Annotated in this window: 11 protein-coding genes; 3 read left to right on the forward strand and 8 right to left on the reverse strand. The window is 42.7% G+C overall.

Annotated elements, in window-relative coordinates; all coding sequences use genetic code 11:
* Positions 1–1,128 carry an o-succinylbenzoate synthase gene (menC, locus tag EKM98_RS01320; RefSeq protein WP_125979974.1) on the forward strand — a complete coding sequence of 376 codons (1,128 nt, stop codon included), beginning with the start codon at positions 1–3 and terminating at the stop codon, positions 1,126–1,128.
* 685 nt (positions 1,129–1,813) lie between these two features.
* Here the strand turns inward: menC and mazE are convergent.
* The 3 genes from mazE to EKM98_RS01335 form a co-directional block, all read right to left on the reverse strand.
* A complete protein-coding gene (gene mazE / locus EKM98_RS01325; protein WP_191983359.1) occupies positions 1,814–2,038 on the reverse strand; it encodes a type II toxin-antitoxin system PemI/MazE family antitoxin in 225 nt (74 codons plus the stop codon).
* A 186-nt stretch (positions 2,039–2,224) separates the two neighbouring features.
* Positions 2,225–2,623: a hypothetical protein gene (locus EKM98_RS01330; RefSeq protein WP_125979976.1), complete on the reverse strand. Its 399-nt coding sequence runs from the start codon at positions 2,621–2,623 to the stop codon at positions 2,225–2,227.
* A gap of 15 nt (positions 2,624–2,638) precedes the next feature.
* Positions 2,639–3,631: a hypothetical protein gene (locus EKM98_RS01335; RefSeq protein WP_125979978.1), complete on the reverse strand. Its 993-nt coding sequence runs from the start codon at positions 3,629–3,631 to the stop codon at positions 2,639–2,641.
* Positions 3,632–4,454: 823 nt separating this feature from the next.
* Here EKM98_RS01335 and EKM98_RS01340 point away from each other — a divergent pair.
* Complete coding sequence (locus tag EKM98_RS01340) at positions 4,455–6,842, forward strand: phosphoketolase family protein (protein WP_125979980.1); 2,388 nt, start codon at positions 4,455–4,457, stop codon at positions 6,840–6,842.
* 347 nt (positions 6,843–7,189) lie between these two features.
* Positions 7,190–7,417, forward strand: a complete 228-nt coding sequence (relB, locus tag EKM98_RS01345; RefSeq protein ID WP_125979982.1) for a type II toxin-antitoxin system RelB family antitoxin — start codon at positions 7,190–7,192, stop codon at positions 7,415–7,417.
* 451 nt (positions 7,418–7,868) lie between these two features.
* Here relB and EKM98_RS01355 read toward each other — a convergent pair whose 3' ends face one another.
* The 5 genes from EKM98_RS01355 to EKM98_RS01375 form a co-directional block, all read right to left on the reverse strand.
* A complete protein-coding gene (locus EKM98_RS01355) occupies positions 7,869–8,702 on the reverse strand; it encodes an alpha/beta hydrolase (RefSeq protein ID WP_125979986.1) in 834 nt (277 codons plus the stop codon).
* A 138-nt stretch (positions 8,703–8,840) separates the two neighbouring features.
* Entirely contained in the window at positions 8,841–9,683 is an 843-nt protein-coding gene (locus tag EKM98_RS01360) for an alpha/beta hydrolase (protein WP_225418503.1), read from the reverse strand.
* A 25-nt stretch (positions 9,684–9,708) separates the two neighbouring features.
* Positions 9,709–11,223: a sodium:solute symporter gene (locus EKM98_RS01365; RefSeq protein WP_125979990.1), complete on the reverse strand. Its 1,515-nt coding sequence runs from the start codon at positions 11,221–11,223 to the stop codon at positions 9,709–9,711.
* A gap of 12 nt (positions 11,224–11,235) precedes the next feature.
* Positions 11,236–12,423 carry a cation:proton antiporter gene (locus tag EKM98_RS01370; RefSeq protein ID WP_125979992.1) on the reverse strand — a complete coding sequence of 396 codons (1,188 nt, stop codon included), beginning with the start codon at positions 12,421–12,423 and terminating at the stop codon, positions 11,236–11,238.
* The gene (locus EKM98_RS01375) at positions 12,420–13,166 is read right to left on the reverse strand and encodes a sugar phosphate isomerase/epimerase (protein WP_125979994.1); all 747 of its coding nucleotides are present in this window, start codon (positions 13,164–13,166) and stop codon (positions 12,420–12,422) included. The genes EKM98_RS01370 and EKM98_RS01375 overlap by 4 nt, the downstream gene beginning before the upstream one ends.
* Positions 13,167–13,326: the final 160 nt, after the last annotated feature.

Raw genomic sequence — 13,326 nt, forward strand, 5'->3', positions numbered from 1 at the left:
TTGCAAATTAAAAAAATTCGTTTGTTGCCAGTTACGTTGCCGTTAATTGGTTCGTTTAAAACTAGTGAGGACAACTTGAATACGCGGGAAGTGACACTTGTTCAAGTCGTTACCACCACTGGATTAAGCGGCCTTGGCGAACTAGAAGCCTTCGCCCACCCAACCTATACGGCAGAAACGCAAGCCACCGCCCGGCAAATAATTCAACAAGAAATTGTGCCGTTACTGACTGATTTTCAGTTTGCGTTGCCAGAAGAATTGAGCAAACATTTGGCAGTGATTCAGGGAAACCAGATGGCCAAGGCGGCTGTTGAAACCGCCGTTTGGGACCTTTACGCCCAAAGCCAGCAGAAATCTTTGGCTGCGGTATTGGCCCAGCGTTTGCAAGTTAGGCCACGGCGACAAATTGCGGTTGGCGTCAGTATTGGGCAACAGCCTTCAGTTGACCAACTATTGCAAAAAATTAAATTGTACTTAAACCAAGGCTACCAACGAGTTAAACTGAAAATTACTGGTGTAGCCGAGATAGCGATGGTTGAGCACGTTCGGCAACAGTTTCCGAAATTAAATTTAATGGTGGATGCCAACTCGGCGTTTACTCTGGCCGATTTACCAGCCTTAAGCCGGTTGGACAAATTGAATTTGGCCATGATCGAGCAACCACTGGCCACCGACGATTTTGTCCAGCACGCCCAATTACAAAAGCAGTTAACGACCAGCCTCTGTTTAGATGAAAATATTTTTAGTTTAGCTGATGTTGCGACGACAGTTACGTTAAAAAGCGCCCGGGTGATTAATTTGAAATTGGCCCGGGTCGGTGGCTTAACTAACGCCTTGGCAATTGCACAGTATTGCCAAAAACAACGGCTAGAAGTTTGGTGCGGTGGGATGCTGGAGACGGGAATTGGCCGTGCCGCTAATTTGGCCCTAGCCAGTTTGCCTTTGTTCACTTTTCCAGGGGATATTTCAGCTAGTGATCGTTATTTTAGCGAAGATGTCATTCAGAAACCATTTGAATTGGCGCAGGGCGGGCGACTTAACGTGCCGGATCAGGCTGGACTTGGGGTTAATTTGACCGCGAAATATTTGGGGAAGATGGCAGAGCAGCCTTGGATTTGGGTTAATTAGAAAAGAGTGTTTGAAAAAGCGGTTAGATTCCGAGGATTAGCCTAAGTGGGCGCTTTGGCCGTGCAACGGCCGAAGTGACTGCTGTAGCTAACCGCAGGAATCTGCTTTTTCAAACACGTTTCCACAAAACTGGAAGCGCAGCGGATCGTTCGACCGACGTAGCTATACGTAATAATCTGCTTTTTCAAACACGTTTCCACAAACTAGAGTGTCTCAAAAAGCGCCTAGGTTCCGAGCATTAGCCTAGCTTGCCGAATTATTCGCGCAGCGGATGATTTGGTGAGCGTAGCTAAGCACAGGAAGCTGCTTTTTTAGACACGTTTCCACGAAATCAGTCAGGGAAGGCCAAGTAAAGGCACTATACAATCGCGGCCTAAACAGACGAATTATCCGCGCAACGGCCGAAGTGACTGCTGTAGCTACTATTCCACTTTAAACACACTGTTTGGTCCGTTTGCCACTTAAATAAATGTTAAACACTATTGACTCAAAAATTTTTTGCAAGTAAAAAGACTAGCCTAAAACTAGTCTTTAAAGTAGCAGTCAATTAATTCACGTCGTCTGCATTTACAATATCGTTAATAATCATGCGGGTCTTTGCTAAGACTTGATTGAACTTTTCGACAAAATGCTTACTAGAATTAAAATTAATTAAAACGAGATCGTCCTTTGGAGAAAATCGTTGCTATGACCATTCACTAGCTGTTTCTTCCATATCATTACTGATATCAGTTTGCCTGAGTTCCTGATTAGACCAATTGCCCGCAAAGGGGTTACGATATTTTGGTTTAAATATGATTGATCCATCATTACGTTGTTTAACCTCAAATTCTGTACCTTTTTTAACATTGAATTCTTTTGGAATTGTTAAAACAGTTGAATTACCAACCTTTCTGGCTTTGATTTTCATTGCAATTCGTTCCTTCCGCGTATTTATAGTAGCCATTGAGTAATACTTAAAACGTGTTTAAAAAGCACCCACTTGCGCTTGTCATGTTTCAACTTGGCATTTTTTGCCACAGTTGAATGGACAATGTTTGGAGGGTAATAATCTTTAGCTGCGGAGTAGAATCTAAACGCCTTTAAACGCTCTTTTCTAATGGCCCATCTCCCAATGGCCCACGCCGTTACCGGCCAGCGTTTCAAAGTAGGCCAGTAGTTCAATCGATGCGTGGCGGTTTACGTGGGCCACGGCGTTAAAGCCTGTGCCGGTAGGAACCACGTTGGTCATGCTAGTGATTTCATTGCCGTTTTCGATGGTGACTTGGGCGAAAGTGACCGTCCAATTACTGCCCATGTTTTGCGCAAAAATGAAGAAGAGGTTGAAGCCCTCGCTGAGGTAAGCCGGCATGGCCCAAGCTTCTTCGTTCATTGCTTCCGGAAGAACGTCATCGTGGAAAGCCAGTTGCTCCAAATTATGTTTAGTGACGGGATTTTCCAGAATAAAAATGACGTTTTCAAATTCATCACTACCAGGTTCTGCGGGTAAATCCATGTGTAAAGACCTCCATTAAAAGTTTTCTTCGTAAAATTTATATTTGTTGTTGATTTCGGTGGTAGGTGCGTCCATGACGTGCTCATAGCCGGCATCATCAATTAAAAAATGTTTCCGGACCGCGGTCTGCAGCTGAATACGCAGCTTAGCGTTTTGCTGCAGTTCTTTTGGTAGCGGGGTTGTCTGAATTTCAAAACGTTCTAAGTAAGTGGGGACTAAAAGATTGAGAAAATCCTGATAAGTATCGGCGAAAACTTGTGCGTAGGCCTTATCCGCGTATTTTAGCTCCACGTTTTTGGACTTTTCATAATAATCAAAATCACTGAGATTTCGTTCGTTTTTAACTAAGTGCTGGGCGTCGTATTCGTGAGTTAGATAAGCGTCCCAGTCACGAAAAGCGTAGGCCGTCATCCGTGCCACTAGGTGTTGGCCTTTTTTGGTCACGTTTTTTCGTTTCATTTCGTGGTCGTTCGTCAAAAAGTAGGGCTGCGCCAATTGACGAATAACCAAGTCGTAAAATGTGTCCGGAATAATCTCCCGGGCGCTGTCAGCATCATACAAAGGGCCAGTACCAGTGTGTGTTGGCAACTTTTGCAGATCGCGGCGGGTTGAATTAACCGCGAAAATTAAATCTTCAATATCAGTATCAATCGCGGTCGTTCGACTGATTACTTGCAAAACGTGCGTGTAAAGGCGAATTAAATCGTTAACTTCCGTTTTTTGATTAGCGTAAACAAACGTTTGTTGTTCATATTTTCGCGTTTCCCGTTCCATTTGTTCCTCTAAAGCGACCGCCATTCGTTCAATTTTAACGGGCAGTACTGGTTGATCAAAGGACTCCGCCGCAACGGTGTGAACAGCGCTGCGCAATTGGGGCCGCATTTCAACAAAATCTGGGAAATCAAAGACATTTTGAAATTCAGCCTTTGGTGGTGTTTGTTCTGCTGCTTTAGTTTTATCAGGTGATTCACCCACTAACGCTGAGTGATCAATGTGAAAATGTGCCATGGTATACCTCCTAAAAATATCGAGTGTCCAAAAAGGCGTTCAGGCTAACTAATTATATGTGAAATACGCATAAAAGTTCTGAACTATCTAAGAATAGTCTTACATATAATATACAAGTTTAATTGCCAGAAGAGTATGGGTGAAAGACCTAATTATTAAGAGTGCTTGAAAAGACGGTTAGATTCTGAGGATTAGCCTAAGTAGGCGCTTTGGCCGTGCAGCGGCCGAAGTGACTGCTGTAGCTACTATTCCGCAATTGAGGATTATTAGCACAGTTCGCTAATAATCTTGATGCTTCATACGTTGTCCATTCAACTAAGGCGAAATACGCCAAGTTGAAACATGGCAACCGCAGGAATCTGCCTTTTCAATCACGTTTCCACAAATTAGAGTGTCTCAAAAAGCGCCCAGGTTCCGAGCATTACTGACGATGTCGATCGGACTAGGATGAACCAAAGTCCGAATCGCAGCCTAGCTTGCCGAATTATTCGCGCAGCGGATAATTTGGTGAGCGTAGCTAAGCACAGGAATCTGTTTTTTTAGACACGTTTAAGCCAAAAATAGAAAAAAACAATCTCCCAAACGTAATCCAAGACACCTCAACTCAATAAAGCCGCAAAACACCAAACAATTAAACAAAATTCTTTGCATTTATTTGCAAATGTAAATTAGTGCAAAACTTGATTTTTAGCTGTTCTAAGGCGGTTGACATTAAATGCTAGCCTAAATAATCGAAAAAGTCGCTTGACTTGCCAATAGAAAACGATATCATAGGGAGTGTAAAAAAGATATAAGCATATAAATGCAAAGGGGAATGCCAATTATGGATCAAACAGTAGAAAAGACAACAGACTATTCATCTAAAGACTATTTGGCAAAAGTTGACGCGTACTGGCGTGCCGCTGATTATTTATCAGTTGGTCAGTTATATTTAAAGGATAATCCGTTATTAAAACGTACATTGAAGGCATCAGACGTTAAAGTTCATCCAATCGGCCATTGGGGCACCATTGCCGGCCAGAACTTTATTTATGCTCATTTAAACCGGGTCATTAATAAGTACAACTTAAATATGTTCTACATTGAAGGCCCCGGTCATGGTGGCCAAGTCATGGTTTCTAATTCCTACTTAGATGGTAGCTATACTGAAACTTATCCAAAAATTACGCAAGATGAATCTGGGATGCAAAAATTGTTCAAACAATTTTCATTCCCAGGTGGTGTTGCTTCTCACGCTGATCCTAAGACACCTGGCTCCATCCATGAAGGTGGCGAACTTGGCTACTCAATCTTACATGGTGCCGGTGCTATTCTCGACAACCCTGGTTTGATTTCAGCCGTTGTTGTTGGTGATGGTGAATCTGAAACTGGCCCATTAGCAACTTCTTGGCAAGTTAATAAGTTTATCAACCCAATCACTGACGGAACTGTTTTACCAATCTTGAACTTAAATGGTTTCAAGATTTCTAACCCAACCATTCTTTCACGTGAATCACACGAAGAATTAGAAGATTACTTTAAGGGCTTAGGCTGGGATCCTCATTTTGTTGAAGGTGACGATCCTGCCAAAATGCACCCATTAATGGCTAAAACTTTGGATACTGTTGTTGAAGAAATCGCAGCTATTCGCAAGAACGCTAAAGACAACAACGATACAACTCGTCCAGCTTGGCCAATGATCGTATTCCGTGCACCAAAAGGCTGGGGCGGACCTAAAGAATGGGACGGGGAACCAATTGAAGGCTCATTCCGTGCCCATCAGATTCCGATTCCGGTTGACCAATTACACATGGAACACGCTGACGATTTAGTTGCTTGGTTAAAATCATACAAACCTGATGAATTATTTGATGAAAACGGCGACTTAAAGCCAGAAATCAAAGAAATTATTCCTAAGGGCCAGCACAGAATGGCAATGAACCCCGTAACAAACGGTGGTGCTTTGACCAAAGACCTTATTTTGCCAAACATTCAAGACTATGCCTTAGACAACACTGAACATGGTGGTGCGATGGCACAAGATATGACTGAACTTGGCAAATATATCCGTGATGTTGTCAAATTAAACGATAAGAATAAGAACTTCCGTGGCTTTGGCCCAGATGAAACTTTATCAAATCGTTTGAACTCAGTCTTTGAAGCCACTAAACGTCAATGGTTGGAACCAATCAACGAACCTAATGATGCTTTATTAGCACCAAATGGCCGGATCATTGACTCAATGCTTTCTGAACATATGGATGAAGGCTTGTTAGAAGCTTATACGTTAACTGGTCGTCATGGCTTCTTTGCCAGCTACGAATCCTTCTTACGAGTTGTCGATTCAATGTTGACTCAGCACTTCAAATGGTTGCGTAACGCCCACGAAGAAGCTGAATGGCGTCGTGATGTTCCTTCATTGAACATCATTGCTTCATCAACTGCCTTCCAGCAAGACCACAATGGTTATTCACATCAGGACCCTGGTGTCATTACTCATTTGGCTGAAAAGAAGACGAAGTACATCCGTGAGTATTTACCAGCTGATGCTAATACTTTAATTGCGACTTTCGACAAAGTTTTGCAAAGCCGTCAGGTGATTAATTTAATCGTTGCCAGCAAGCATCCACGACCACAATGGTTTACGATGGCTGAAGCTAAGCAATTGGTTAAAAATGGCTTGAGCATTATCGACTGGGCAAGCACGGATGATGGCGTTGAACCAGACGTTGTTTTCGCCGCTGCTGGTTCAGAACCAACACTTGAAAGCTTAGCCGCAATTTCAATCTTGCATGATCGTTTACCAGACCTTAAAGTTCGCTTCGTTAACGTTGTTGATCTTTTACGCTTGAAGAAGAACGATCCACGGGGACTTAGCGACAAAGAATTCGACATGTACTTCACTAAGGACAAACCAGTTATCTTTGCTTATCATGGCTACGATGACCTAATCAAAGATATCTTCTTCGATCGTCACAATCACAACCTTCACGTACACGGTTACCGTGAAGAAGGGGACATCACAACGCCATTTGACATGCGTGTTCGTAACGGCCTTGATCGTTTTGACATTGCCAAAGAAGCTATTCTTGATGTACCTGAATTCACTGAAAAAGGTGCTGAAATCGTTCAAGAAATGGATGACGAAATTCAGAAACACAACGAATTTATTCGTGAAGAAGGTACTGATTTACCAGAAGTTGACGACTGGGAATGGAAACCTTTGAAATAAGGAAGTGCGTTTTAAAAAGGCGCTTAGATTCTGAGCATTAGCCTAGCTCGCCGAATGATTCGCGCAGCGGATCGTTTGGTGAACGTAGCTAAGCGCAGGAATCTGCCTTTTTAAACACGACTACAATGCTTAATCGTTAAATATAAAAGATACCCCCAAGGCTGGAAATGGCTTTGGAGGTATTTTTGTGTTGGTTTCAATAGTGCTGTTTACCCATTTGAGTATATAATCGAAAAACGTTAAATTCGCCTGATACAAAGCCTAATATAAACGCCAATCCAACCCTTATCTTATAGTTTACTTTTTCCATGATCTATCGCACAATAGCAGTCAAAGAGGTGGTTGCAATGGCAGTAATTAGGGTTCAGGTCGATGCAGCGGAGAAGGAATGGCTGCAGTATCTGGCAGGTTTTCACGGTGTTAGTCTTTCAGATTTAATAAAGGAATATTCAATTGCCCAACTTGAAGATGAATACGACAGGCAAACCGCTGCCATTGCGATGAAGCGTTGGCGTGAGGATGGTAGGAAAACTGTTTCGATGCAGGAAATCTTGGCCAAATTTGGTGGTTTATAGTGGGCCATTGAATCACTAACCAGTTCTTATCTAAATCACAAAAAAACAACCAGCTAACGGCGTAAACCGTGGCTGGTTGTTTAGGTTAACAAATCAATTGACTGTCTTCGTACAATCAACGTTGAAGATAGCGTGTGGTGGTAGTTTTTCCAGATCACTTAACCGATGCAGGCAGACTGTGTAACAGTGGCTAGAGCTTTCAAATATTCGGACAGTAACGTTAGTGAATTCGCCTAGATCAGTTAAGTAGTGTTTGAGGCCGTTAAAGCTAAAGCTGCGCATGTTAAGGACTTCCTATCTAAGTGTTAGGAAAAATTCGGAAGTTGCCTAGCCTAATATGTTTAACCTAAAAAGGCTAGGTCGCGTTAAAAATACTTTTATTATTTTCCTGACCAGTTTATTGTAAACGTGTTTGAAAAGGCAGAAATCCAAACGTTTTTCCAAACACTCCCTAGAAATCAACACGTGTTAAATCAAATTGTTCATCCAGCCAACTTGTGGCCAGTTCAAACCAATTAGCGGCACGTGGCTCAATATCTTCAGGATGATTGAAGCGGGAGGTTTCAATCGTACTTAGCACTAATCCGTGCTTACCTTTGGTGAACGTATGATAATCAAAGGGAACGTGCTGATCGGCCAGTGCTTCAGCGTAAACGAGACCATTTTTTACGGGAACGACAGCGTCAGAATAGGTATTCCAAATGAAGGTTGGCGGTGTTGTCGCGGTCACTAATTTTTGGGTTGCCCAGTATTGGCGCTCTGGGCAGATTGCTAGTGCTTCCGTATCAGTTTTTGGAAAGCCCATTGCCAGATCAATGACAGGATAACCTAATATCTGTGCGGCGGGGCGTAGGTCGTCAGTTTTAAATTGATGAGCAGTTAGATAATCCTTGTCGTTGCTTAATGCATTCATTAAGGTCACAATATGTGCGCCTGCTGAAAGGCCCAAGGTAACCAATTTATCTGGATCACCATTGATTGCGGCCGCGTGTTCTTTTACATATTGAATTGCAGTTAGGCCAATGTCAATTGCGTTGGGATAAATTGGACCTTGGTCTAGCAGATTATATTGGACAACGGCGGCCTGATAACCTTGTGCATTAAGTGCCAGGGCGACTGGCTCTCCTTCACGTTGAGTCATCTTTATAAAAGCGCTACCAGAAAAAATTAAAACAATCGGCCATTGCCGGGGATCGTTGTCCTCGGCTAATTGCTCTTTCCAATAATAGTCCAGTGTGAATTTAAATTTAAGCGGTGTTTCTAATTCAACTGTTCCACACTTCAATGATGCCCGCCTTCTTTCTACGGAAGTGGGACAAAAGTCGGTTTTGGATTTACTACATAACTTAAGCTAATCCAAAGGCCAATTTTTGTCCCGCTCTCTACTTTGGTATTATGAGCAACAATTACTTACAAACTGTTCCTACAAGATAGTAGGATTTTCTGATTTAAAGCATTCCTTCAACCAATTTAGTGCCAATGGGAACCAGCCAGCCGCTTGTGGTTCAACGTCTTCAGGGTGAGTATAACGTGACGTTGCAACGTTGCTGAAGGCAAGCCCGTGGACACCTTGAGCATAGATATGGCTTTCAAAAGGAACTTTGTGTTCAATCAATGCTGTAATGTAGGCGGCAGTGTTGGCCACGGGAACTAGTTCATCAGTAGCAGTATGCCAAATGAAAGTGGGTGGGGTCTGCGCTGTAACTAATTTTTGGGCGTGCCATAAATGCTGGTCAGAACTAATTTGTTTTGCCACTGCCAAATCTTCGGGAAAGCCCATTGTCAAATCGATGACTGGATAACTGAGGATTTGTGCTGCTGGCTGAATCGGTTGCTCTTTAAAATTATGGGCCTCTAAAAACTTTTGGTTGTTGCCTAATGCGTTCATAACGGAAACTAAATGCCCACCGGCTGAAAAGCCAACCGTAATAATTTTATTAGGATCGGCGTGCAATGCAGCTGCATTTTTCCGAACGTAATTGATGGTAGTCAATCCGATCGTTGCCGCATTTGGGTAAAAAGGACCAGCCGCTAATAAATTATAGCGAACAACGATGGCTTGATAGCCCTTAGCCAGAAATGGCAAGGCGGCTAATTCTTCTTCACGCTCGGAAATACCGGCAAAGCCACCGCCAGGGAAGATTAAGACTATTGGCCATTGCCGCTGATCAGGAAAATCAGTGAATTGTTGGCGGCAGTAAACTTTGATTGTGAATGCCAATTCCTGAGGCGTTTGTAAAGTTAATTTTTCAAATTTCAATAGCATCTGCCTCCTGAATATTACTTAGTATCTATCTATCCTGTTTTTTGACGTAGTCTTCGTTAATTGTTGCGGCGGTCAAACCAGTAACGTCTTTAGTGTGACTTGGCGTAAATAAACTAACAATATAACTGATAACAAATGATGAGATAAACGCGACACAGGCAACAAGCAGTGAAGAAATATTCAACGAATCAACCCAGAACGATAAGATGACACTGATAATTAGGCCAGTTAGAACACCAACAGTATTCGCACGCTTTGTGAAAATACCCACGGCGAAAATGCCAGCAATTGGAACACCAAAGATACCAGTAACTGTTAAGAATAGATTCCAAGTACCTGAAGCATTACCTAATAATAGATAAATTGCAATACTTAGGCCTAACAAACCGGCAATGATAATGATAATCCGAGCCAAGGTAACATCTTTGATTCCCTTCAGCTTATCGCTAAAGAAGCGCTGCTTGAAATCTGAAATGGCACAGGAAGAAATTGCGTTTAAACTTGAGGCGATCGTTGATTGAGCAGCGGCAAAGATACCAGCAATAACTAAACCGGCAATTCCTGCAGGCATTTGCGTAATAATGAAGTAAGGGACAATTGCACTGGTATTAAAGTTCTTTGGTAATGTACCGGCGTGTTGGTAAAAACTGAACAGAATAGTACCCATACCGAAGAATAACGGAATTGTAATCAAGGCTAACCAACCATTAGTGTAGAGCGAACTTTTTGCTTCTTTTAAAGAGCCAGTTGTTTGATAACGCTGAACAACATCTTGGCTACCCGTATATTGATATAAGGTATTGAATATCTGGCCGGCTAAGATTAACGGCACAAACTTGGATAGATCATTGACGTTAAAGTCAGCTCCAGAAATAAATTTATGATGGATTGAGACATCCTGAACAACAGTTCCAAGACCACCATGAATATAAGCAATACCTAGGATACAGACTAACAAGGCACCACCTAAAAGTAAGAATCCTTGAATAACATCGCTCCAGATGACGCCTTCGATACCACCTAAGAAGGTGTAAAGGATACATAATCCCCCGATAGCGATAGCGATTACAATTGGATTAATATTGGAAACTGACGTGATGGCAATAATTGGTAAGTAAATGACAATTGCGATCCGACCAATATGGTAGAGCATGAATAGAATACTGCTAATAGCTCGCATTACGGGGCTAAAACGTTCTTCTAAATATTCATAGGCGGTAGTAACTTGTAATTTTCGAAAAAAAGGAACGTAATATTTAACTAATAAAGGAAGTATAATTAGAATAGAAAACGATCCGATTGCATAAGACCAATCTTGCAAGAAAGACTGTTCTGGCGTAGACATAAAAGTAATAGCACTTAAAGTTGTGGCGTAAATACTGAAGCCAGCCGCCCAAGCAGGAATTTTACCCTCTGCCTTGAAAAAGGCATCTGTATTTTTACTAGCCTTCCGCGTGAAATACGCACCAACACTAAGCATAACTAATAGATATAAGACAAGCACAATCCAGTTTAACGTACCAAATCCAACTTTACTCATAGTTTCACCTCATTAAATTTTTACAGCGTTTTTGGTCGTACTTTTCTGATTATCCGACTGTTGAATAAATATTTTCAGGACAAATGGCGCAATAATTGTTGTGACAACGGTTACAATTATCATCGCGGTATAGTGATTTTGATCAATTAAATGGCTACTTAAGGCCACGTTTGCGACGACCAACGCCATTTCACCACGGGAGATCATGCCGGCGCCGACAATGTTGGCAGCGGGCCAATCTAAGTGGAACAAACGTGCACCCAGCGCACCGCCGATTTGTTTGCCAAGAACGGCGATGACGATCAAAGAGATGATAAAAACCACGTCGTCTTGCATACCGGAAAAGCTGATGTTAAGGCCGATGCTGACAAAGAATACTGGAATGAAAACTGCGTAACCAATCGGTTCAATTTTCAAGGCCAACTTGTCTTTAAACTTGGTTTCCGAAATGGCCAAGCCGGCAAAGTAGGCACCCAGCACATCGCTCATGCCAAGGGCCACGGCAAGAGCCGCAAAGCCAAAGCATAAAATCAAGGCCGCCGTTGTTTCGTTTTCACTAGCAGTTAGTTTACTGAAAAATTGCAGAAATCTAGGTACAAACCATTTGCCTAAAACAAACATTGCACCGAAGAATAGCAGCTTGGTGAGTAACATTAACGGCAATGATTGATTGCTGGTGGATGCGCCACTACCAAAGAGCCCTACGCAAATACCCAACAAAATGACGCACATAATATCATCGGCTACGGCGGCGCCAAGTATAATGGCACCTTCACGACTGTTTAACCGGTGCATCTCCTTTAAAACTTGAACGGAGATGCTGACCGAAGTTGCACTCAGGACGAGGCCGATAAAAATTGCGGTTGTCCATTGAAAGTTAAAGCCAAAGACGCACAAGGCGGCAGCACTAGCAGTAGGGAAAATGACCCCTAAAGTGGCAACGGTGAGTGCAGGGCGCCAGTAACGCATCAATAGTCCAAGATCACCTTCCAGGCCGGCAATAAACATCAAGATGATGACGCCGAACTCGGAGAAATACTGAATGAAGGTGGTTGGTGCTAATAAATGTAGCACTGCTGGACCCGCCAAAACACCAACTAGTAGTTCACCGATCACACTAGGAAATTTAAGTAGATTGGAGACGTGCGCGCCTAATTTAGTTAGCAGTAAGATAATGACCAACTGCATTAAATAAGTCATAATGTGGCCTGTCGTTGTTGCAATAATTGATTAACTAAGTCGATTTGTTGATTTAGTTGCTCATTTGGAATGGCATATTCCAGAAAGACTGGAACGCTTGACTGCAATTGTGCCAGCATCTTCTGCCAGTTAGCTGGTTTTGCGGTCAATAGGACAGTATCTTTGTTTTGGATTGCCTTAAGGTGAAATACGCTGATTGCCGCTTGCACTTTAGTAAAGGCCGTTAAGGGCTCGGTAGCGACCCAACACCAGTTACCAGCGTCAAATGTGTAACCAAGACTTGATTGGGCCGCTTTAAGCCAAGCCAGACGTTGTTCTAGGTTGGCCAAAGTTGCATTTTCATTTGGCTGATTCTCAATGGTTACCTTAACTTTGGTGGCGGCCAGTTGTTGTTGAAGGGCGGCCAACGTTGCCGGTGAGATCTGTTGACAATCACCTAAACTAAATTTAAGTGATTTGATGTGATTTTCTTGCGCCATTTTTAGATAGGTAGTTAACTGCGAATTGACCGTTGAACCCTGGAAGAGTTCTTCCGGAACGGAATAGTAAAATTGCCAATTTTGTTGCTGGCATAGTTGATCGATTTTATGTAACTCGCTTGCCTTAGTCGCTGGCTGGAAAAATTCACCACGGACCTCAATGGCATCGATTGCCGAAGCGGATAGTCGCTGTAAACACGTGAATTGGGAAACGTGTGCCTGTAAGTCATCTAAGAATACTGCTGTATTGATTGAAACTTTCATGGGTGTGCCACCTTTCTACTACTATTGGAGAGAGTGTTGGAAAAAGCGTTCAGATTCTGAGGATTACTGACGTTGTCGATCGGACTAGGATGAACCAAAGTCCGAATCGCAGCCTAAACAGACGAATTATCTGTGAAACAGATGATTTGGCTGTTGTAGC

It is taken from the genome of Loigolactobacillus iwatensis, from assembly GCF_003950295.1.
Taxonomy (GTDB): Bacteria; Bacillota; Bacilli; order Lactobacillales; family Lactobacillaceae; genus Loigolactobacillus; species Loigolactobacillus iwatensis.